This window comes from Mycobacterium bulgaricum (genome assembly GCF_041287165.2).
Lineage (GTDB): Bacteria > Actinomycetota > Actinomycetes > Mycobacteriales > Mycobacteriaceae > Mycobacterium > Mycobacterium bulgaricum.
In genome coordinates this window covers 1287826-1309020 of record NZ_JBGGKV020000001.1, presented here as the reverse complement: position 1 = coordinate 1309020, position 21195 = coordinate 1287826, and the positions used below count along the sequence as shown (strand labels likewise).

Genomic DNA, 21195 nt, shown 5'->3' with positions numbered 1-21195 from the left:
CCAGGGGTGTCGCCGTGTGATGCGTTTGGGAGGCACCCTCCGGGGTAGTCCGGTGTGGACTGTAGTGCGCCGCATACACATTGGAGTGACGATGAGCAAAGTCGCGAGATCGCTGTATACGCCGCTGTCGGTGGCCACCGGCGTCGGGGGAGGCTTGCTGGCCGGTGCGATCTTCGGCCAGATCTGGAAGCGCATCGGAGACAACGACCCAGAGCCGCCAGACCCCAAGGACTTGTCGCAGTCCGCCAAGACGGTGTTCATCGCTGCCGCCGTTCAAGGCCTGATCGTCGGTCTCGTCCGGGCCTCGTTGCAGCGCGCAGGCGCGCGCAGCTACCGCGCTCTCACCCACGAGATGCCCCCGGCTTAGCAATCCCACGCCGACTTCATAGCTTGTGCTCAGCTATCGGCGAGCCGCCTCTTAGCAGGCGGCTTCACTGTGTGAGTCATGGCTGGCACCGTAGAGTTTCCCGAAGGACGCAACCCGCTTGCGCGTGAAACGCAGCGAACGTGGCTCACAGCAGTGTTCGCCTTGGCGGCAAGCCTGGCGATGATGCTCGTCGCGTCGCCGAGCACCGTCTCCCCCGCTGCTCACTGGGTGGTGTCGTCGATCGCCCTGACGACGGCACTGGTCGTATTCGTCGCGGGCCAGCGCGCCTGGGGCGAGATGGTGACCAACGCTCAAGCCGCGGGCGTCGTCGAGCGCTGAAGCGCTCATCCCTCACGCCCCTCGCCGAACTGAGATTCCCGGCTGCGATTTCGGCCGAAAGCACAGCCGGGAATCTCAGTTCGGCGAGAGTTGGCAAGCGGTGCCAGCACCACCAGCGGACGGGGTAGACGCCACGTCGCGCACCCGGCGTCCAACGCATCGTCGACCGCCGTCGCCACCGACCTCAGATCCCCAGGGCCGCCCGTAAGCCATGTTTCGACAGACCCACCGGCCAGGCTGAGGCGTGTGAGCTCCATGCCGAAGCCGCGCATCAACGCCATGCGACTCAGAAGCCGTTCGGTCACCGCACCCCATTCCTCGACGCCTGTGGAATCGTCGACGTCGCAGTGCATTCCGACGACGTCGAGGCGGCGCTCGCCGACGACGGCGGGGCCCTGAGCGTCGAGGTAGACGTGCCTGGTCGCCGCCGGGCAGCCGGCCAGCACATCGACGTGCCGGTCGGTGGACACCACGAAGCGCACCACACCGAGCGCAGCCGCCCGCCGGATCGTGTGCGTGACGGGGTTGCACCTGAGAACGACGTGGATCGGTCGCACGCCGCTGCGCTCGACAAGGTCCAGATCCTCGTCGTCGCACGCGGTCACGGCCAACCCCTGTGCGCGCACCCACGCCGCCACGCCGGGGTCGCGCAGCGCGCCGGCGGGCATCGCGCATCCGGCCATCGGCAGTATCCGCCGCACGCAATGCACCGAGGCCGACAGGCGGTTCGGCGTGGCAGGGACATCCAGAATGGTCATCACTTCGGTGTACGCGCCCCGGCTGGCAGCAGGCCTCGATCCATACAGATCCTTGACGGAGCGCTCCCAGACTCTGACGCCGCGCTGACGCCCGTTCGAAATCCGTAAAAACTCCCGTCCGCGCCGTCAAGAAACCGTCAATGCCCAGCTCACAGCGGGTGCGACGGGCATACGTTGGCGTCCGCATCCCGCCACCACCGGCGGGGGCGTAAACGAGCACAGGAGTGCTGATAATCGATGGCTGTTTTTCTTTATGTCCTGTTGACGGTGACGGTGTTCGCACTGCTCGCCGGGGCGGTGAAGGTGCTCGAGCGATGAGCGTCGCCAACACCGTCGGGCTGGTCCTCGCGACCGCAGTCAGCATCTTCCTTGTCGTCACCCTGTTCCTTCCCGAGAGGTTCTAGTGAGCAGCACCACCGCGGGGATCCTGTTCCTGGTTTCCCTGATCGTCGCCCTGGTGGCCGTGCACGTTCCGCTCGGCGACTACATGTACCGCGTGTACTCCTCCACCAAGGACTCACGGCTCGAAGCGGGCATCTACCGCGTCATCGGCGCCGACCCGAAAGCCGAGCAGACCTGGAGCGCTTACGCCCGCAGCGTGCTGGCGTTCTCGGCGGTGTCGATCCTGTTCCTGTTCGGGTTCCAACTGGTGCAGAACTATCTGCCGCTGCACCTGAACGATCCGGCCACCGAGGTGACGCCGGCACTCGCGTGGAACACTGCGGTCAGCTTCGTCACGAATACCAACTGGCAGGCGTACTCCGGTGAATCGACGTATGGCCACCTCGTACAGATGGCCGGACTGGCGGTACAGAACTTCGTCTCCGCCGCCGTCGGCATGGCCGTAGCCGTCGCCGTGATGCGCGGTTTCGTGCGCACCCGCACCGGTTATCTCGGCAACTTCTGGGTCGACCTGGTGCGAGGCACTCTGCGCATCCTGCTCCCGATCTCCGTCGTCGCCGCGATCGCGCTGGTCGCCGGCGGCGCCATCCAGAACTTCTCGCTGCACTCCCGGGTGGTCGACACCATTGCCGGTGCGCAACAGACGATCCCGGGCGGACCGGTCGCCAGCCAGGAGGCCATCAAGAACCTCGGCACCAATGGCGGAGGCTTCTTCAACGTCAACGCCGCCCACCCGTTCGAGAACCCGACGACGTGGACGAACTGGATCATCATCTTCCTGCTGCTGGTGATCGCCTTCTCCCTGCCCCGCACGTTCGGCCGGATGGTCGGCAGCACCAAACAGGGACTGGCGATCGTGGCTGTCCAGGCGACACTGGCGACCGTCAGCTGGGCCGCGATCCTGTGGACTCAGTTGCAGCACCACGGCACGGTGCCGACCGCGGTCGACGCCGCGATGGAAGGTGTGGAACAGCGCTTCGGCGTTGCCAACTCGGCGATCTTCGCCGCATCCACGACGTTGACATCCACCGGGTCGGTCAACTCGTTCCACGACTCCTACACCAGCCTCGGCGGCCTGGTCCTGCTGCTGAACATGCAGCTCGGCGAAATCGCCCCTGGCGGAGTCGGATCCGGTCTGTACGGCATGCTCGTGCTCGCAGTCATCACGGTCTTCGTCGCCGGTCTGATGGTCGGTCGCACCCCGGAATACCTGGGCAAGAAGATCACCCCCCGCGAGATCAAGCTCGCCGCAACCTATTTCCTGGTCACCCCGCTGATCGTGCTCACCGGCACCGCGCTGGCCATGGCGATGCCCGGGCAGCGGGCCGGCATGCTCAACAACGGTCCGCACGGCCTGTCGGAAGTGCTGTACGCGTTCACCTCAGCTGCCAACAACAACGGATCGGCGTTCGCGGGCATCACCGTCAACACCGAGTGGTTCAACACTGCGCTCGGACTGGCGATGGCGTTCGGCCGCTTCCTGCCGATCATCCTGGTCCTCGCGCTCGCCAGCTCGTTGGCCAAACAGGGTCACACACCGGAATCTGTCGGAACACTGCCGACCCATCGGCCTCAATTCGTCGGAATGGTTTCCGGCGTGACACTGATTCTCGTTGCGCTGACGTTCCTACCCATGCTCGCGCTGGGCCCCCTTGCTGAAGGACTCCACTGACATGACGGTCACCATCATCGAATCGGCCAACTCCCGCGCTGCCGACAAGAAAAAGCGCGAGAAGTCAGGTGTGGGAGGCGGATTGCTCGACCCCAGGATGCTGTGGAAGTCGACGCCCGATGCGCTGCGCAAGCTCGACCCACGCACGCTGTGGCGAAACCCGGTGATGTTCATCGTCGAGCTCGGCGCAACCTGGAGCACCGTCCTCGCATTTCTCGACCCGTCGTGGTTCGCCTGGCTGATCGTTTTCTGGTTGTGGGCGACCGTCATCTTCGCCAACCTCGCCGAGGCCGTCGCCGAAGGGCGGGGCAAGGCCCAGGCCGAGACCTTGCGGAAGGCGAAGTCCGATACGGTGGCCCGCCGCCTCACCTCGTGGTCGCCGGGCAGATCAGGCACCGAGGAGCAGGTGGCCGCCCCACTGCTCGCCCAAGGCGATTACGTCGCGGTCGAAGCAGGTGGCGTCATACCCGGAGACGGCGACGTCGTGGAAGGCATTGCCTCGGTGGACGAATCGGCCATCACCGGTGAGTCGGCGCCGGTGATCCGCGAGTCCGGCGGTGACCGGTCGGCCGTCACCGGCGGCACCACCGTGCTGTCCGACCGGATCATCGTCAAGATCACGCAGAAGCCGGGTGAGAGCTTCGTCGACCGGATGATCGCACTCGTCGAGGGCGCCAACCGGCAGAAGACACCGAACGAGATCGCACTGAACATCCTGCTGAGCGCGCTGACGATCATCTTCGTGTTCGCCGTCGCGACGCTGCAGCCGCTGGCGGTCTTCTCCAAGGCCAACAATCCTGGCGTACCGGACACGCTGGCACTCGACGGCAATGGCGTCACCGGCATCGTCATGGTCGCGCTGCTCGTGTGCCTCATCCCGACCACCATCGGGGCCCTGCTGTCTGCGATCGGAATCGCAGGCATGGACCGGCTCGTACAGCGCAACGTGCTCGCCATGTCGGGTCGCGCCGTCGAGGCCGCCGGCGACGTCAACACCCTCCTGCTCGACAAAACCGGCACCATCACGCTCGGCAACCGCCAGGCCGGCGACTTCTTCCCGCTCTCGAACGCCGGCATCGAGACGCTCGCGGACGCCGCGCAGCTGTCGAGCCTGGCCGACGAGACCCCTGAGGGTCGCTCGATCGTCGTGCACGCCAAACAGGCTCACGGTCTGCGCGCCCGCCACCCCGGCGAACTGTCCGGCGCGCACTGGGTCGAATTCACTGCCACCACAAGGATGTCCGGCGTCGATCTCGAAGACGGGCAATCACTGCGAAAAGGCGCGGCCGCGTCCGTCGCCGAATGGGTGCGCAACCATGGCGGCGAGGTACCCACCGAGCTGACCGACATCGTCAACGAGGTGTCCGGATCCGGCGGCACCCCGCTGGTCGTCGGCCGCGTCCACGGTGGCGACGCGCAGGTGCTCGGCGTCATCGCGCTCAAGGACGTCGTCAAGCAAGGCATGCGAGAACGCTTCGACGAGATGCGCCGCATGGGCATTCGCACCGTGATGATCACCGGCGACAACCCGTTGACCGCCAAGGCGATCGCCGACGAGGCCGGCGTCGACGACTTCCTCGCCGAGGCCACACCCGAGGACAAGCTCGCGCTGATCAAGAAGGAGCAGGCCGGCGGCCGGCTCGTCGCGATGACCGGCGACGGCACCAACGACGCGCCTGCGCTGGCTCAGGCCGACGTGGGTGTCGCGATGAACACGGGCACTTCGGCGGCCAAAGAAGCCGGCAACATGGTCGACCTCGACTCCGATCCGACGAAGCTGATCGAGATCGTCGAGATCGGCAAGCAGCTGCTCATCACCCGCGGCGCGTTGACGACGTTCTCCATCGCCAACGACATCGCCAAGTACTTCGCCATCATTCCGGCGTTGTTCGTGACGCTGTTCCCCGGCCTGGACCTGCTCAACGTGATGCGGTTGCACAGCCCCCAATCGGCGATCCTGTCCGCGGTCATCTTCAACGCGATCGTCATCGCCGCGCTCATTCCACTGGCCCTGCGGGGCGTCCAGTACACGCCGGCCAGTGCGTCAAAGCTGTTGAGCCGCAACCTGTCCATTTACGGACTCGGCGGCATCGTCGCGCCGTTCATCGGCATCAAACTGATCGACCTGGTTGTCCAACTCTTCCCCGGGATGTCCTGACATGTTTTCCTCCACTGCTGAATACTCTTCGCGCAAGCGCTCATCGACCCTCGTTCGTCAACACTTCGCCGCGCTGCGCGCGCTGCTGGTCCTCACCGTCATCACCGGGCTGGCCTACCCCGTCCTCATCTGGGCTGTGGCACAGCTGCCAGGGCTGAACACGAAAGCGAACGGCTCGATCGTCGAGTTCGACGGAAAAACGTTGGGCAGCAGCCTGATCGGGCAGCTGTTCACCGATGCCGACGGCAATCCGCTGCCGCGGTACTTCCAATCCCGGCCCTCCGCGGCAGGTGACGGATACGACCCGCTGTCGACCAGCGCCTCCAACCTCGGCCCCGAAGACATCGTCGATTCAGCCCACCGCACGAGCCTGCTGACCGACGTGTGCAGTCGCAGCCTGGCCGTCGGAGAACTCGATGGCGCCGATGGCGCACGCCCGTTCTGCACCGGCGACGGTGTCGGCGCGGTGCTGTCGGTGATCGGGCCGCGCGACGCCGCAGGCAATGTGGTCAACCCGACGAGGGTCGTCAGCGTCAACCAGCTGTGCGAGAACACCACTACGCCGTTCCTGGACACCTACGAGGGCGTGCGGGTGCAGTGCAACGACGGCAGCGACTTCTCGCAGGGCCAGATCGTCGCGATCCGCGGCGACGCGCCCGCTGACCCGGCCGTGCCCGCCGATGCGGTGACAGCAAGCGGTAGCGGTCTCGATCCGCACATCTCACCCGCCTACGCCGAGCTGCAGGTCAACCGGGTCGCCGAGGCACGCGGTATCAGCGCAGACGAGGTGCGCGCACTGGTCGCCGACCACACCGAAGGACGCGAGCTGGGCTTCCTCGGTGAGCCGCGGGTCAACGTGCTGGACTTGAACCTGGCCCTCGACAACCGAGGGTGACGGGCACTCCCGGGAATTGCACCGACATGGATGATGAAGTGGTGGCGACACCGCACCATCGGCCGAAACGGGGTGAGTTGCGCATCTATCTGGGCGCGGCCCCCGGTGTCGGCAAAACCTACGCCATGCTCGGCGAGGCGCGCAGACGCCTCGAGCGCGGCACCGATCTGGTCGCCGCCGTCGTGGAGACCCACGGCAGAAAGAAAACCGCCGAGCTGCTCGCAGGCATCGAGGTCGTTCCCCCGCGGTACATCGACTACCGCGCGGGAAGCTTCCCCGAACTCGACGTGCCGGCCGTCATCGCCCGCGACCCCGACGTCGTCCTGGTCGACGAACTGGCCCACACCAACACCCCCGGCAGCAAGAACCCGAAACGCTGGCAGGACGTCGAGGAATTGCTGAACGCCGGAATCGACGTCATCTCCACAGTCAATGTGCAGCACCTCGAAAGCCTCAACGACGTCGTCACCCAGATCACCGGCATCGAGCAGAAAGAAAAGGTGCCCGACGAAGTCGTCCGCAACGCCTCGCAGGTCGAGCTGGTCGACATCACGCCGGAAGCACTGCGGCGCAGGCTCGCACACGGGAACGTCTACGCGCCCGAACGAATCGACGCAGCGCTGTCGAACTACTTCCGACGCGGAAACCTCACGGCGCTGAGGGAATTGGCACTGCTCTGGTTGGCCGACCAGGTCGACGCCGCACTGGAGAAATACCGGGCCGACAACCAGATCACGGCGACTTGGGAAGCCCGGGAGCGTGTCGTCGTGGCGGTGACCGGAGGCCCGGAGTCGGAAACCCTGGTGCGCAGGGCATCTCGTATCGCATCCAAGTCCAGCGCCGACCTGATGGTCGTCCACGTGGTACGCGGTGACGGACTGGCCGGCATCTCCGCGGCGCAGATGGGACGAGTCCGCGAGCTTGCGACCTCGTTGGGCGCAACCCTCCACACCGTGGTCGGTGACGACGTTCCCGCGGCACTGCTGGAGTTCGCTCGCGAAATGAACGCCACCCAGCTGGTTCTGGGCACGTCACGGCGATCACGATGGGCGCGCATCTTCGACGAAGGCATCGGCGCCACAGTGGTGCAACAGTCGGGCAGCATCGACGTCCACATGGTCACTCACGACCAGGCGCGCGGTGAATCGCTATGGTCGCGAATCACACCACGGGACCGACACGCCATGTCCTGGATCGCGGCTTTCGTAGTGCCCGTCGCGATCTGTGCGGTCAACGTCGCGTTCCTGGACATCTTTCTCGGTGTCAGTGGCGAGAGCGCGGTCTTCTTCATCGGCGTGCTGGTCGTTGCCCTGCTGGGCGGCGTGGCACCGGCGGCGCTGTCGGCGGTGCTGTCGGGCCTGCTGCTGAACTACTTTCTCGTCGAGCCTCGCTACACGTTCACGATCTCCGAACCCGACAGCGCGATCACCATCGTCGTGCTGCTGGCGGTGGCTGTTGCCGTGGCCGCGCTCGTCGACGGTGCCGCCCAGCGTGCCCGTGAAGCGCGAAGTGCCGCAAGGGAAGCCGAACTACTCGCACTGTTCGCGGGCTCCGTCCTGCGCGGCGCAGACCTCAACACCCTTCTCGAGCGTGTCCGGGAGACCTACGCGCAGCAGTCGGTGAGCCTGCTGCGCGAGGGACCCGACGGCCCTGTGATCGTGGGATGCGTGGGCTCCACGCCCTGTGTGGATGTCGACACCGCCGACACAGCCATCGAGGTCGGCGACAACACGTTCTGGATGCTGCTGTCCGGCCATAAACTCGCCGCGCGCGATCGCCGGGTGCTCGGTGCGGTCGCCAAGCAGGCCGCCGGATTGGCCACACAGCAAGCGCTGACCGAGGAGGCCGACAGGGCCGCCGCGATCTCCAGAGCCGACGAGCTGCGCCGGTCGCTGCTGTCGGCTGTGAGCCACGATCTGCGCACACCGCTGGCGGCGGCCAAGGCGTCGGTGTCGAGCCTGCGCAGCAGCGACGTCGACTTCTCCGCCGAAGACACCGCCGAGCTGCTGGCCACCGTGGAGGAATCGATCGATCAGCTGACCGCGCTCGTGGGCAACCTGCTCGACTCCTCACGGTTGGCGTCCGGCGCCGTCAAACCCGAGCTTCGCGAGGTCTACCTCGAGGAGGCCGTACCGCGCGCCCTGCTCAGCATCAACCGCGGCAACACCGGACTGCGCGCCGGGCTGGAGAGGGTGAAGGTGGAGGTCGACGGTGCCGTCGTCATGGCCGACAGCGGACTGCTGGAACGCGTGCTGGCCAATGTCATCGACAACGCTGTGCGTTACGCGCACGACGGTCCGATCCGGGTCACGGCGGGCCGTATCCGTGATCGGGTACTGATCGCGGTGGCCGACGAAGGACCCGGGATCGCCCGCGGTGCCGAGACGCAACTGTTCGCCCCCTTCCAGAGGCTGGGCGATCAGGACACCAGCAGCGGTGTCGGCCTTGGCCTTTCGGTAGCGCGTGGCTTTGTGGAGGCGATGGGCGGCACCATCTCGGCGTCGGACACCCCCGGCGGCGGATTGACAGTCGAGATCGACCTGGCAGCCGGCGGCACATCATGACCACGACGGCGGGCAAGACGCGCGTCCTGGTGATCGACGACGAGCCCCAGATCCTGCGCGCGCTGCGGATAAACCTCTCGGTGCGCGGTTACGAGGTGCTGACAGCGGCCACAGGCACCGAAGCGCTGAAGCTGGCCGCAGAGCGGCGACCCGATGTCATCGTCCTCGATCTCGGATTGCCGGACATGTCGGGCATCGACGTGCTCGGCGGTCTGCGCGGGTGGCTGACGGCACCGGTGATCGTACTGTCAGCTCGCAGCGACTCGCTGGACAAGGTCGAAGCACTCGACGCAGGTGCCGACGACTACGTCACCAAACCCTTTGGCATGGACGAGTTCCTGGCCCGACTGCGCGCCGCGGTGCGCCGGGGTGCCGCCGCGGCGGAAACAGACGAGCCGGTGATCGAGACGTCGTCGTTCACGGTGGACCTGGCCGCCAAGAAGGTCACGAAGAACGGTGCCGAGGTGCATCTGACGCCGACCGAATGGGGCATGCTCGACATGCTCGTCCGCAACCGCGGCAAGCTCGTCGGCCGCGAGGAACTCCTCAAAGAGGTATGGGGCCCGGCGTATGCGAAGGAAACCCATTATCTGCGCGTTTATTTGGCGCAGCTTCGGCGCAAGCTCGAAGATGACCCGTCACACCCGGTGCACCTGCTGACCGAGGCCGGGATGGGGTACCGCTTCCAGGCCTAGGTCCTGCCGCGCGAAATATCATTCCGGGCTGCTCTTTCGCCCGAAACCACGACCCGGAATGATATTTCGCGGGCAACGGGCTAGCGGGCGGGAAACTCCTCGGCCAGCGCGATCAGCTTCGCGCGCACCAGATGTGGCTGCTCGTCGACGATGAAGTGCCCACCCTCGACGATCTCGATCTGGTAGTCGTCGGCGCGGGCCGTCTCCGCCGAGGCCAGATCCGGATGGATGGCTGTGTCCTTCTTCCCGAACAGGACGCGCGTCGGCACCGTCGACCGTCGCCGCTCGCCCTCACGCACACCCTTGGGGATCTCGTGCAACAGGAACGTCCGATACGTGTCGCGCGCCGTGCGGGCCACGACCGGATCGCGGAACCGGTCGGCGTAGACGCGCACGGTGACCGGATCGAGGTTCGGTGCCGCCGCCCGGAAGACCACCTTCTCCAGATACTTGGTGCGCTGCTGCAGCGGCACGCCGATCGAGGCGACCACCGGTTGATAGAGCAGGAACCTCCACAGGTGCGGCGCCATCACCTTCGGCGGCACCCACGGGTGGGCGATGTTCAGTGCGAGATAGCCGTCGATGCGCTCGGGGATGCGCAGTGTCAGCAGGTGCCCGATGTAGCCACCCCAGTCGTGACCGACGAGCAGGAACCGGTCGATTCCCAGCGCGTCGACCAGGGCGACCAGGTCGGTGACCACATCCTCCTTGGCCCAGCGGTGCGGCGGGGGCCCGGACCATCCGTAGCCGGGCAGGTCAGGAGCGATGATGCGCAGCCCTGCGGGCGGATCGGCCAGCAGGTCCCGGTAGGCCCAGTGGTGCTGGGGCCAGCCGTGCAAGGCCAGGACGGGCCTGCCGTCCTCCGGGCCCGCCTCGGTCACGTGGAAATTGACTCCGTCGACCGTGACATGGCGTCTGCGCACCCCTCCGATTGGCGGGGGTTGGTTCGTCATGGCCCTGAGAATAATCCCGAGGGTCTACGGTTCTGATATGCCCGGGTATCGCGACCTCTTCGACGCCAGCATCAACGATCCGACCGCCTTCTGGGCGGACGCGGCCAAAGCCGTCACCTGGACACGAGCCCCCGAACGGATCCTCGATGACAGCCATCCGCCGTTCTACCGCTGGTTTCCCGACGCGGAGTTGAACACCTGCGCCAACGCTCTGGACCGCCACGTCGAGAACGGCCGAGCCGAGCAGCCCGCCCTCATCTACGACTCGGCTGTCACCGACACCAAGCGCGTGTACACCTACGCCGAACTGCTGGACCAGACCGCCCGCTTCGCAGGTGTCCTGCGCTCGCTCGGCGTCGGCAAGGGCGACCGCGTCGTCATCTACATGCCGATGATCCCCGAGGCCGTCATCGCGATGCTGGCCTGCGCGCGCCTGGGCGCGGTGCATTCGGTCGTCTTCGGCGGCTTCGCACCGCACGAGCTCGCGGTGCGCATCGACGACGTCCGACCGACGGTGGTCGTCTCCGCATCGTGCGGAATCGAGCCCACCCGCGCGGTGGAGTACAAGCCCATGCTCGACGCCGCGATCGGGATGACCGAGCACCCGCCCGAGCATTGTGTTGTGGTGCAACGTGATCGGCTGCGCTGCGACCTGATCGAGGGCCGCGATCTGTCCTGGGACGATGTGATGGCAGACGCCGAACCCGTCGATCCCGTGCCCGTCGCCGCCACCGACCCGCTGTACGTGCTGTACACGTCGGGAACTACCGGCAAACCGAAGGGCATCGTGCGCGACAACGGCGGCCACGCGGTCGCGCTGCTGTGGAGCATGCGCCACATCTACGACATCGCCCCCGGAGATGTCTTCTGGGCCGCCTCCGATGTGGGCTGGGTGGTCGGCCATTCGTACATCGTCTACGCCCCACTGCTTCTCGGCGCCACGTCGGTGCTCTACGAGGGCAAGCCGGTCGGCACCCCGGATCCCGGCGCGTTCTGGCGGGTGGCCTCCGAGCACGGCGTGAAGGCGTTGTTCACCGCGCCGACGGCGATCCGCGCGATCCGCAAAGAAGACCCAGAAGGCAAGTACGTCGCCGAGTACGACCTGTCTGGCTTGCAATACCTGTTCTTGGCCGGCGAACGTCTGGACCCCGACACCTACCACTGGGCGTCGGAGAAGCTGGGCATCCCCGTCATCGACCACTGGTGGCAGACCGAGACCGGTTGGCCGATTGCCGCGAATCCCATGGGCGTGGAACACCTTCCGATCAAGGCCGGCTCCCCCACCGTCGCGATGCCCGGCTATCACGTGCACATCCTCGACGAACAGGGCCACGACTGCGCACCCGGCCAGGAGGGAGCCATCTCCATCCGGTTGCCGCTGCCGCCCGGCACGCTGCCGACCCTGTGGAACGCCGAGGATCGCTACCGGGCGTCCTACCTGACCGAGTACCCGGGGTTCTATCTCACCGGCGACGGCGGGCACTTCGACGACGACGGCTACCTGTTCGTGATGGGCCGCATCGACGACGTCATCAACGTCGCCGGGCACCGGCTCTCGACCGGCGCCATCGAAGAGGTGCTGGCCACCCACCCGGCCGTCGCCGAGTGCGCGGTGATCGGTGTGGCCGACGAGATCAAGGGCCAGGCGCCGCGCGGACTCGTGGTCGTCAAGTCGGGGGCGTCGACCGAGGGGCTCACCGAGGAACTCGTCAAGCTGGTGCGCGACGAGATCGGCGCGGTCGCGGCGTTCAAGCTCGTCGATGTCGTGCCCGCGCTCCCCAAGACCCGCTCGGGCAAAATCCTGCGCAAGACGATGCGCGGGCTCGCGGCGGGCCGCGACGAGCCGGTGCCGTCGACCATCGAGGACCCGTCAGTGCTCGAGAAACTGGGACCGATTCTGCGCTCCTGACGCCAGATGTTATGCCCGACGCAAGTTGGGTATCTCCCCCATCACAGACGTCAATATGACTGGTCGTGAGGGGAGGCGCGGATGTCCCGACAGCCCAAATACATGGCGGTGCAGGGCGCGGCGCTGATCGTCGCCGGTGCGCTCGTCCTCATCGGTGTGCTGAGCTTCATCCCCGGCATCACGTCGAATCTGGACAAGCTCAGCTGGATCGGACAGCATTCTGGTGCCAGGCTTTTCGGCACGTTCGTGGTGTCGGCGGTGCTGAGCATCGTGCATCTGGTCGTCGGCGCCGCGGGCTTCTACTTCGCGCGCACCTACGCCGGCGCGAGGGCTTACCTGCTCGGAGGCGGTCTGCTCTATCTGGGCCTGTGGCTCTACGGCGTCCTCGTCGAGTTCGGGAGCAACGCCCACGTCATCCCGCTCAACACGGCCACCAACTGGCTGCACCTGGGTCTGGGTGTCGTCATGGCTCTGCTGGGCGTGACGCTGGGCGGTCAGCACGACCCGACGAAGCGACGGCCGAGGCTGCGCCGCGCCGCATCGCACTAGGCGATCGGCGGAACTAGGCAATCGAAAGAGCGATCCCGTCGAGGATGTCGTGCTCGCTGACCACCAGCTCGGTGATGCCCGCCTTCTCCTTCAACACGGCGGCCAGCTCCTCCACGATCAGCGCCCCGCCACCGATGACGTCGACACGCCCCTCGTGCATCGGCCCCAGCGCCGCCCGCTGCTGACGCGTCATCGACAACAGGTCCGCACAGACGGGAAGCAGTTCGTCGAAGCCGACCCGGGACAGGTGGATGGCGTCCGCGTCGTAGATCGTCAGCTTGTTCGCGAGGGCGGCCAGCGTCGTCATCGTCCCGGCGACACCGACCCAGGTCCGCGCCTTCTGGACGGGCACCTGCCGCACCACCTCGGCCAGCGCGTCACGCACGACCGCCCGGGCCGCCTCGATCTCCTCGGCGGTGGGGGGGTCTGACCGCAGGCAACGTTCGGTCAGCCGGACACATCCGATGTCGGCGGAGTATCCCGCCTCCGCATCCTCGGAGCCGAGCACCACCTCCGTGGACCCGCCGCCGAGGTCGACCACCACGAAAGGCGCTGCGGCGGAATCAAGATCGCCGACGGCGCCGTAGAACGACAACCCGGCCTCTTCGGTGCCGGTGATCACTTCGGCCACCGCGCCGGGCACGACGGCGCCGAGGACCTCCGACGTCATCGCAAAGAACTCCTCGCGGTTGGACACGTCGCGGGCCGCCGACGTGGCCACCATCCGGACCGCGCCGACACCGTGGCGGCGCATCAACTCGGCATAGGCACTCAACGCGGTTCGCGTGCGCGCCAACGCCTCCGGAGCGAACTCGCCCGTCGCGTCGACCCCCTGACCCAACCGCACGATGCGCATCTCACGGTGGACGTCGCTCAGAGTGCCGTCGGATACGTCGGCGATCAACAACCGGATCGAGTTCGTTCCACAGTCGACCGCCGCGACCCTCACGTCCACACCTTCCTGTCGAGAATTCCGGCCATCTCCGGCTCGGCGGCCAGCACCGCCAACGCCTCGTCGCCGAAGGGATTGAGCCCCGGCCCTTTTGCCAGGGAATGCGCGATCACCACGTGCAGGCATTTGACCCGGTCGGGCATTCCACCCCCGGAGAACGTCGTCCCCAACGGCTCGATCGCATCACGCTCCGCGAGGAACGATTCGTGCGCCCGGCGGTAGGCGGCGGCCAGCGCCGCATCCTCGGCGAGCCGCTCCGTCATCTCGCGCATCATCCCGGAGGACTCCAGGCGACTCGCCGCGGCCGTCAGTGCCGGGTGGGTCAGGTAGTACAACGTCGGAAACGGTGTTCCGTCAGGCAGTTTCGGCGCAGTCTTGACGACGCCCGGCTCGCCGTTCGGGCAGCGGTAGGCGATCTCGAGCACGCCGCGAGGCTCCCGGCCCAGCTGCTGCGCCACCGCGTCGAGATCAGATTGCTCAACCACCGGGCGGGGGCGCACTGGGCGGGATGGGCTCCGGCGCGGCGGGCGCACCAGGAGGCGGGGTCGGCGGAACACCGTGCGGCGCATCGGCGATGGTGTGCCACAGCGCGGTGTACCAGGGGTCGTTGCTCTTCGTCTCGGCCAGGTCGGTGGTCGGCGCGCCCGGCGCGGCGGCACCAGGAGGAAGCTGCACCTGGTACGGCGTCTCACCGGGCATCACGAACCCGAGCCGCTCACGCGCCTGAGCGGCGATGAACACCGGATCGGCGAGCTTGGCCTTCTGCTCCTCCAACTCCGAGATCTGTTCTCGCAGCTGCGCTTCGCTGGCCTCGAGCTGCTTCATCTCGGTGCGCTGGGCGAAGTATGTCCGCACCGGCCCGGCGATCGTCAACGTCAGCACACAGATGACGGCGGCGAGGATCGCCGCCCGCCGCGCGGCCGACCCGAACCGCTGCTCGGCAGCCGCGTCGGCCGACGCGATGATCGACTCCCGGATCGAGCCGCCCTCGGACGTGTCGGATAGGTCGACGAACTCGGCGTCCTCCTGTGGCGCCGCCGCGGCCGCGCGCGGCGTCTCCCGACGAGCCGAGATCGCCCGCGGTTTGGCCCGGCCGGTATCGCCGGCCTTGGCAGGCCTCGACGCGGGGGCCTTCTTCGCCGAAGAAGACCTCCGTCGAGGGTCGGGCCGTTTCGCTTCGGGCACAGGCTATTTTGTCTCCACACTGAAGCGCGGGAAGGCGAGGTCGCCGGCGTAGCGGGCGGCGTCGCCGAGTTCTTCCTCGATGCGCAGCAGCTGGTTGTACTTCGCGACGCGCTCGCTTCGGGCCGGTGCGCCGGTCTTGATCTGACCGCTGCCCACCGCCACCGCCAGGTCGGCGATCGTGGTGTCCTCGGTCTCGCCGCTGCGATGGCTCATCATCGTCTTGTAGCCGGCATTGTGGGCCAGCGACACCGCGTCCAGTGTCTCGGTCAACGTGCCGATCTGGTTGACCTTCACCAAAAGGGCGTTGGCAGCACCTCGTTCGATGCCGTCCTCCAGCCGCTCGGGGTTGGTGACGAACAGGTCGTCACCGACGAGCTGGACCCTGTCGCCGATGGCGGTGGTCAGCGCGACCCAGCCGTCCCAGTCGTCCTCCGACAGCGGATCCTCGATCGACACCAGCGGGTAGGCGCCCAGCAGGTCGGCGTAGAACGCGGCCATCTGATCGGCGGTGCGCGTCTCCTTCTCGAAAGCGTAACCGGTGCCGTCGGTGTAGAACTCCGTCGCGGCGACGTCGAGGGCCAGCGCCACGTCGCTGCCGATCTTGAGCCCGGCAGCCTCGATGGCGGTGCCGATCAGGTCGAGCGCGGCCTTGGTGCCGGGCAGATCGGGGGCGAAGCCACCCTCGTCGCCGAGCCCGGTGCCCAGGCCCTGCTTCTTGAGCACCGACTTCAGCGCGTGGTACACCTCGGCACCCCAGCGCAGCGCTTCCTTGAAGCTCGGCGCGCCGATCGGGGCGATCATGAACTCCTGGACGTCGACGCCGGTGTCGGCGTGGGCGCCGCCGTTGATGATGTTCATCATCGGCACGGGAAGGATGTGCGCGTTAGGCCCGCCGATGTAGCGGAACAGCGGCAGCTCGGCCGCCTGAGCGGCAGCCTTCGCGACGGCGAGGGACACACCGAGAATGGCGTTCGCGCCCAGCCGCGACTTGTCGGGCGTGCCGTCCAGATCCAGTAGCGCCTGGTCCACCAGCCGTTGCTCGTCGGCACCCAGCCCGATCACCGCGGGCGCGATCTCGTCGAGCACCGCCTCGACGGCCTTCTCGACACCCTTGCCGAGATACCGGGAACCGCCGTCGCGCAGCTCCACCGCCTCGTGCTCTCCCGTCGACGCGCCCGACGGCACGGCCGCGCGGGCCACGGTTCCGTCCAGCAGGCCCACCTCGACCTCGACCGTCGGGTTTCCCCGGGAATCGAGGATCTCGCGGGCTCCGACCTGCTCGATGATGGGCACTTTCGCCTCCTGGGTCTTTCGCTCAGACGTTTTCGGTGTTGAGCCTAGAGCGTGCGTGTTCGGCGGGTGAGGTCAGAGCGGATGTCCCTGGGCGTACGCCGTCGCCCAGTCGCGCACGTTGCGGGCGTACGCGTCGGAGTGGTTGTAGGCGCGCAGCGCCTCCATCCAGCCGCGCGGCTTCGACAGATCCTTGCCGCGCCAGCACAGATAGCCCGCCGCCGACAGGGCCGCGTCGTCGATGTTGTCGGCGCTGATGTCGCCGTCGTTGTTGGCATCGACCCCGTAGAGCCGCCACGTCTCGGGGATGAACTGCATCGGGCCCATGGCGCGGGCGTAGGGCTCATCGCCCTTTTCCTCGACGGCCGGGTCGTGACTGACCGAGTCGTTGTCGAGGATCTCCAGGTTTCCGTTGGACCCGTCGAGCAGGACACCGCGGATCGGCGGCGTCACCTCCCCGTCCGCGGCGACGGTCGAGCCGCGATAGGTGCCGTGGTGGCTCTCCACCTGGCCGATGCCGGCGAGCGTCGTCCACCTCAGGTTGCAGTCGGGGTTCTCCACCTCGGCGACCCGGGCCGCGTAGGCGTACGCCTCCAGCGCCGTCACCGGGATCCCCAGCCCAGGCGCCCGCTGTGCGGCCCACTCGTGCAACTGGTCGGCGGGTCGCCCCTTGGCATACGTGTCGATTTGCGGGACGGCATCGCCGGGCGGAGGCGGGACACCGTCGGGCACCGGCGTGCCGAGCTGCCAGGAGCAGCTCGAAGCCAGGAGCAGCGCTGTCGCGCCGATCACGGCCATCGCCTGTAGCCAACGCACCCGCGTCACCGGACTCCCTCAAACCACTCTGGTTGTAGCCCATGCTGCCACGCAGCGGCGGAGTTGAGGTTCACCCCGGGCCGCGGGGCGTGGGTGTACATTCACTGTGCGCTTCGGAGAATAGGTGAGCCACACCTTCGTTTGGTGAGGCAAAGCAAATCGGGCGCACGGCGTAGCGAGGAAAAACTAGATGGTTGCTGGAACGGACCTGCCGGTCACCTCCTACTACGCGGCTCCGAACATCACCTCACAGCTTTTTGGCAGCGGACTCATAGGTTTGCGCGAGGGTCTGGAAGCGGCGATCGTCGTGTCGATCCTCGTCGCGTTCCTCGTCAAATCCGACCGGCGCGACGCGCTCAAGTGGGTCTGGCTGGGCGTCGGCGCCGCCATCGCCATGACCCTGATCGTCTTCCTGACCATCCAGTTCGGCTCCCACACCATCACCGGGCTCGGAGCGGAGGCCATCGCCGGGGTGGCGTCCCTGATCGCCGTCGCGATCGTCACGACCATGGTGCTCTGGATGAAGAAGGCGTCCGCGTCGATGTCGGGCCAGCTGCGCAGCGAGATGTCGCGGGCGCTGGAGACCGGCCCCGTGGCCATCACCGCGTTGGCGTTCCTCGCCGTCGGCCGCGAAGGCGTCGAAACCGCGCTGTTCATGGTCGGGTACGCCGAGGCGCAGACGGCCTGGCCCCTGATCGGCCTGATCGTCGGGGTCCTGATCGCCGGGCTGATCGCGTACGGGATGTACCGCGGCGCGCTGAGCATCAATCTCGCCAAATTCTTCAGGTACACCGGCATCTTCCTGATCGTCGTGGCCGCCGGGATCCTGTCCTACGGCATCGGCGCCCTGCAGACCGTCGGCTGGCTGCCGGGCCTGGGCAGCAAGGCCTTCGACATCAGCACGTCGTTCAACTGGTCGGCCTGGTACGGCGAGGTCATCCAGGGCATCTTCAACGTCACGCCGACACCCACGGTGCTGCAGCTCGCGGGCTATCTGGCCTACCTCGTCGTCGTCCTGGTCCTGTTCCTGCGCCCGACCACGGCGACGGCAGCCGGGCGTCGGAACCCACAGACCCCCACACCCAACCCATCACCTGAAAGGTCGACCCAGTGAAGGTTCACCCCTCTGCCGCAGTGATCGCGGCGGCCCTGGCGGCGTGTGCGCTGACCAGCTGCCAGGCCAAGGAAGAGACGCCCGCCGCGTCCGAGGAAGGCGGTACCACCGCGCCCTCGGAGATCACGGTCGAGGCCTCCGACACCTCCTGTGAACTCTCCGGCACCGAAGGCAAGACCGGCGCCAACACCTTCGTGATCACCAACAACGGCTCGAAGGTCACCGAGTTTTACGTCTACGGCGAGGGCGAGCGGGTGATGGGCGAGGTGGAGAACATCTCTCCCGGCCTGCAGCGCAAGTTGATCGTCCAGCTCAGCCAGCCCGGCACCTATCAGACCGCCTGCAAGCCCGGCATGATCGGCGACGGCCTGCGGGGCGACTTCACCGTCACCGGCGAAGAGGTCCAGATCGACACCGAGGGCAAGTTCAAGGAAGCCGCCGACAGCTACAAGCGGTACGTCAACAGCCAGGTCGAGGCGTTCGTGCCGGCCGTCGAGGCGTTCGTCGCAGCGATCAAGGCAGGCGACATCGAGGCCGCCAAGGCGCAGTACCCGACGGCGCGGACATACTTCGAGCGCATCGAGCCCGTCGCGGAATCGTTCCCGAACGACCTCGATCCCCGCATCGACCTGCGCGAGGCGGACCTGGAGCCCGGCCAGAAGTGGACCGGCTTCCACCGCCTCGAGAAGGACCTGTGGGTCAGCGGCCTGCAACCCGACACCAACGCGGTCGCCGACCAGTTGCTCGCCGACGCCAAGGAACTCCAGGCCGGTGTCAGCGCGCCGGACTTCACCGTCGACTCCACGCAGATCGCCGGCGGCGCCCAGGGCCTGCTCGACGAGATCGCCACGGGCAAGATCACCGGCGAAGAGGACATCTTCAGCCACACCGACCTGTGGGACTTCAACGCGAACCTGCAGGGCTCGCAGACCGCGGTGGCCTCGGTGCGCCCGATCCTCGACGAGCGCAACCCCGATCTGGGCAAGCGCGTCGATCAGCGGTTCGAGGAAGTCGAAGCCCTGCTGCAGAAGTACCGTGAGGGCGACGGTTTCGTGCTGTACGACACGGTGACGGAGTCGGAACGCCAGGAGCTCTCACGCGCGATCGACGCGCTGAGCAAGGAGGTCAGCCAGGTGCAAGGTGTCATCGCACCCCAGTAACGCCGAGTCGGCGGCTGAGCCCGAACCCCAGCGGTCCGGGCTCAGTCGCCGCAGGCTGTTCGGTGCCGCAGGTGTGACGGCGGCGGTCGTCGGCGCAGCCGGTGCGGGAGCGCTGGCAGGCCGCGCGTCGGCCGCCGAGGCACCCAACCACCTGCACGCCGCCGTCCCGTTCCGCGGCGACCATCAGGCGGGCATCGTCACCGAGGCCCAGGACCGCATGCACTTCGCCACGTTCGACGTGACGACGAAGAGCCGCGACGACGTCATCAAGATGCTCGCCGACTGGACCGAGATGGCCGAGCGGATGACCCAGGGCAAGGAAGCGTTTCCGAACGGCTCCACCGGTCAGAACCCGTACTCGCCGCCGTCGGACACGGGCGAGGCGCTCGGACTTCCGGCGTCGCAGCTGACGCTGACCATCGGGTTCGGGCCGTCCTTCTTCCTCAAGGACGGGGTGGATCGGTTCGGCATCGCCGACAAGAAGCCCGACGCGCTCGTCGATCTACCAAAGTTCCCGAACGAGAAGATCGACCCCGCCAAGAGCGGCGGCGACATCGTCGTGCAGGCGTGCTCCAACGACCCGCAGGTGGCGGTGCACGCCATCCGCAACCTGGCCCGCATCGGCTTCGGCACCGTCGCGGTGCGCTACTCGCAGCTGGGGTTCGGTCGCACGTCGTCGACGACCCGCGACCAGTCCACACCGCGAAACCTGTTCGGATTCAAGGACGGAACGGCGAACCTGCGTTCCGATGAGACGGAGAAGCTGAACAAGTTTGTGTGGGTCGCCGACGGCGACGGCCCGGCCTGGCTGACGGGCGGTTCCTACCTGGTGGCGCGCCGCATCCGAATGCGCATCGAGCAGTGGGACCGCACCACGCTGCTCGAGCAGGAGCGTGTCATCGGCAGGCAGAAGGGCACCGGCGCCCCGATGGGCCTCGACGACGAGTTCGAAGAGCTCAACTTCGACCTCGTCAACGACAAGGACGAGCCGCTGATCGACACGCTGGCCCACGTCCGGCTGGCCTCCCCCGAACACCTCGGCGGCATCGAAATCCTGCGCCGCGGATACAACTTCACCGACGGCTCCGACGGCTTCGGACACCTCGACGCGGGGCTGTTCTTCATCGCGTTCGTCCGCAACCCGGTCACGCAGTTCGTGCCGATGCAGAACGCGATTTCGCGCGACGACGCGATGAACGAGTACGTCACGCCGACGAGCTCCGCGGTGTTCGCCTGTCCGCCCGGCATTCGCGAGGGCGACACGTCGACGTTCTGGGGTTCGACACTGTTCGAGTGAACCGGCGCGCACGTCGAGATCCACTTTGTGCAGCGAACGTATGAGTGCGGCGCTGCACCAGGTGGATTTGGGCGTGGCAGGGGGGACTTGGGTAACGCTGTGGCGGAACGTGGGCCCCCC

At 67.1% G+C, this 21195-nt stretch carries 20 protein-coding genes; 13 read left to right on the top strand and 7 right to left on the bottom strand.

Going from position 1 to position 21195, the window contains the following annotated elements:
* The first annotated feature begins 91 nt into the window (after positions 1-91).
* Positions 92-367, top strand: coding sequence for a DUF4235 domain-containing protein (locus ACAG24_RS06420; protein WP_370475436.1), 276 nt, complete (start codon positions 92-94; stop codon positions 365-367).
* Between the two features lie 78 nt (positions 368-445).
* On the top strand, positions 446-706 hold the full coding sequence (locus ACAG24_RS06415) for a hypothetical protein (RefSeq protein ID WP_370475437.1): 261 nt from the start codon (positions 446-448) through the stop codon (positions 704-706).
* Between the two features lie 5 nt (positions 707-711).
* On the opposite strand, the gene ACAG24_RS06410 is transcribed toward ACAG24_RS06415, so the two are convergent.
* Positions 712-1464 carry a hypothetical protein gene (locus tag ACAG24_RS06410; RefSeq protein ID WP_370475438.1) on the bottom strand — a complete coding sequence of 251 codons (753 nt, stop codon included), beginning with the start codon at positions 1462-1464 and terminating at the stop codon, positions 712-714.
* Positions 1465-1778: 314 nt separating this feature from the next.
* Between ACAG24_RS06410 and ACAG24_RS06405 the strand changes: the two genes are divergently transcribed.
* From ACAG24_RS06405 to ACAG24_RS06380, 6 genes are read left to right on the top strand one after another with little or no spacing between them, the layout of a single operon-like run.
* On the top strand, positions 1779-1868 hold the full coding sequence (locus ACAG24_RS06405; RefSeq protein WP_370475439.1) for a potassium-transporting ATPase subunit F: 90 nt from the start codon (positions 1779-1781) through the stop codon (positions 1866-1868).
* The gene (kdpA, locus tag ACAG24_RS06400) at positions 1868-3538 is read left to right on the top strand and encodes a potassium-transporting ATPase subunit KdpA (protein WP_370475440.1); all 1671 of its coding nucleotides are present in this window, start codon (positions 1868-1870) and stop codon (positions 3536-3538) included. Before ACAG24_RS06405 ends, kdpA begins: the two co-directional genes overlap by 1 nt.
* Before the next feature lies 1 nt (position 3539).
* Positions 3540-5696, top strand: a complete 2157-nt coding sequence (kdpB, locus tag ACAG24_RS06395; RefSeq protein WP_370475442.1) for a potassium-transporting ATPase subunit KdpB — start codon at positions 3540-3542, stop codon at positions 5694-5696.
* Position 5697: 1 nt separating this feature from the next.
* Positions 5698-6591, top strand: a complete 894-nt coding sequence (locus ACAG24_RS06390; protein WP_370475443.1) for a potassium-transporting ATPase subunit C — start codon at positions 5698-5700, stop codon at positions 6589-6591.
* A gap of 26 nt (positions 6592-6617) precedes the next feature.
* Positions 6618-9155 carry a DUF4118 domain-containing protein gene (locus tag ACAG24_RS06385; RefSeq protein WP_370475444.1) on the top strand — a complete coding sequence of 846 codons (2538 nt, stop codon included), beginning with the start codon at positions 6618-6620 and terminating at the stop codon, positions 9153-9155.
* Positions 9152-9850, top strand: coding sequence for a response regulator (locus ACAG24_RS06380; RefSeq protein ID WP_370475445.1), 699 nt, complete (start codon positions 9152-9154; stop codon positions 9848-9850). Before ACAG24_RS06385 ends, ACAG24_RS06380 begins: the two co-directional genes overlap by 4 nt.
* Positions 9851-9930: 80 nt before the next feature.
* Here the strand turns inward: ACAG24_RS06380 and ACAG24_RS06375 are convergent, their stop codons facing one another.
* Positions 9931-10803, bottom strand: a complete 873-nt coding sequence (locus ACAG24_RS06375; protein WP_370475446.1) for an alpha/beta fold hydrolase — start codon at positions 10801-10803, stop codon at positions 9931-9933.
* A 37-nt stretch (positions 10804-10840) separates the two neighbouring features.
* Here ACAG24_RS06375 and ACAG24_RS06370 point away from each other — a divergent pair, with 37 nt between their 5' ends.
* Positions 10841-12712 (top strand): propionyl-CoA synthetase, encoded by a 1872-nt coding sequence (locus ACAG24_RS06370; RefSeq protein ID WP_370475447.1) that lies wholly within the window; start codon positions 10841-10843, stop codon positions 12710-12712.
* Positions 12713-12793: 81 nt separating this feature from the next.
* Positions 12794-13261: a DUF4383 domain-containing protein gene (locus tag ACAG24_RS06365; protein WP_370475448.1), complete on the top strand. Its 468-nt coding sequence runs from the start codon at positions 12794-12796 to the stop codon at positions 13259-13261.
* A 13-nt stretch (positions 13262-13274) separates the two neighbouring features.
* Here the strand turns inward: ACAG24_RS06365 and ACAG24_RS06360 are convergent, their stop codons facing one another.
* The 5 genes from ACAG24_RS06360 to ACAG24_RS06340 form a co-directional block, all read right to left on the bottom strand.
* The gene (locus ACAG24_RS06360) at positions 13275-14210 is read right to left on the bottom strand and encodes a Ppx/GppA phosphatase family protein (RefSeq protein WP_370475449.1); all 936 of its coding nucleotides are present in this window, start codon (positions 14208-14210) and stop codon (positions 13275-13277) included.
* On the bottom strand, positions 14207-14698 hold the full coding sequence (locus ACAG24_RS06355) for a DUF501 domain-containing protein (protein WP_370475450.1): 492 nt from the start codon (positions 14696-14698) through the stop codon (positions 14207-14209). Before ACAG24_RS06355 ends, ACAG24_RS06360 begins: the two co-directional genes overlap by 4 nt.
* Positions 14691-15398 (bottom strand): FtsB family cell division protein, encoded by a 708-nt coding sequence (locus tag ACAG24_RS06350; RefSeq protein WP_370475451.1) that lies wholly within the window; start codon positions 15396-15398, stop codon positions 14691-14693. The genes ACAG24_RS06355 and ACAG24_RS06350 overlap by 8 nt, the downstream gene beginning before the upstream one ends.
* Positions 15399-15401: 3 nt before the next feature.
* The gene (eno, locus tag ACAG24_RS06345; protein ID WP_370475452.1) at positions 15402-16691 is read right to left on the bottom strand and encodes a phosphopyruvate hydratase; all 1290 of its coding nucleotides are present in this window, start codon (positions 16689-16691) and stop codon (positions 15402-15404) included.
* Positions 16692-16763: 72 nt separating this feature from the next.
* Positions 16764-17486, bottom strand: a complete 723-nt coding sequence (locus tag ACAG24_RS06340; protein ID WP_370475511.1) for a lytic transglycosylase domain-containing protein — start codon at positions 17484-17486, stop codon at positions 16764-16766.
* Between the two features lie 208 nt (positions 17487-17694).
* Here ACAG24_RS06340 and efeU point away from each other — a divergent pair, with 208 nt between their 5' ends.
* The 3 genes from efeU to efeB are packed head-to-tail and all read left to right on the top strand — an operon-like array spanning position 17695 to position 21075.
* A complete protein-coding gene (efeU, locus tag ACAG24_RS06335; protein ID WP_370475453.1) occupies positions 17695-18618 on the top strand; it encodes an iron uptake transporter permease EfeU in 924 nt (307 codons plus the stop codon).
* A complete protein-coding gene (efeO, locus tag ACAG24_RS06330) occupies positions 18615-19778 on the top strand; it encodes an iron uptake system protein EfeO (protein WP_370475454.1) in 1164 nt (387 codons plus the stop codon). The genes efeU and efeO overlap by 4 nt, the downstream gene beginning before the upstream one ends.
* Entirely contained in the window at positions 19759-21075 is a 1317-nt protein-coding gene (efeB, locus tag ACAG24_RS06325) for an iron uptake transporter deferrochelatase/peroxidase subunit (RefSeq protein WP_370475455.1), read from the top strand. The genes efeO and efeB overlap by 20 nt, the downstream gene beginning before the upstream one ends.
* Positions 21076-21195 lie beyond the last annotated feature (120 nt).

Excerpts from the sequence above, each read along its gene's own strand:
- ACAG24_RS06420 (WP_370475436.1), top strand. The coding sequence starts at position 92 with ATGAGCAAAGTCGCGAGATCGCTGTATACGCCGCTGTCGGTGGCCACC.
- ACAG24_RS06415 (WP_370475437.1), top strand. The coding sequence starts at position 446 with ATGGCTGGCACCGTAGAGTTTCCCGAAGGACGCAACCCGCTTGCGCGT.
- ACAG24_RS06410 (WP_370475438.1), bottom strand. The coding sequence starts at position 1,464 with ATGACCATTCTGGATGTCCCTGCCACGCCGAACCGCCTGTCGGCCTCG.
- ACAG24_RS06405 (WP_370475439.1), top strand. The coding sequence starts at position 1,779 with ATGAGCGTCGCCAACACCGTCGGGCTGGTCCTCGCGACCGCAGTCAGC.
- kdpB (WP_370475442.1), top strand. The coding sequence starts at position 3,540 with ATGACGGTCACCATCATCGAATCGGCCAACTCCCGCGCTGCCGACAAG.
- ACAG24_RS06390 (WP_370475443.1), top strand. The coding sequence starts at position 5,698 with ATGTTTTCCTCCACTGCTGAATACTCTTCGCGCAAGCGCTCATCGACC.
- ACAG24_RS06385 (WP_370475444.1), top strand. The coding sequence starts at position 6,618 with ATGGATGATGAAGTGGTGGCGACACCGCACCATCGGCCGAAACGGGGT.
- ACAG24_RS06380 (WP_370475445.1), top strand. The coding sequence starts at position 9,152 with ATGACCACGACGGCGGGCAAGACGCGCGTCCTGGTGATCGACGACGAG.
- ACAG24_RS06375 (WP_370475446.1), bottom strand. The coding sequence starts at position 10,803 with ATGACGAACCAACCCCCGCCAATCGGAGGGGTGCGCAGACGCCATGTC.
- ACAG24_RS06370 (WP_370475447.1), top strand. The coding sequence starts at position 10,841 with ATGCCCGGGTATCGCGACCTCTTCGACGCCAGCATCAACGATCCGACC.
- ACAG24_RS06365 (WP_370475448.1), top strand. The coding sequence starts at position 12,794 with ATGTCCCGACAGCCCAAATACATGGCGGTGCAGGGCGCGGCGCTGATC.
- ACAG24_RS06340 (WP_370475511.1), bottom strand. The coding sequence starts at position 17,486 with ATGGCCGTGATCGGCGCGACAGCGCTGCTCCTGGCTTCGAGCTGCTCC.
- efeU (WP_370475453.1), top strand. The coding sequence starts at position 17,695 with ATGGTTGCTGGAACGGACCTGCCGGTCACCTCCTACTACGCGGCTCCG.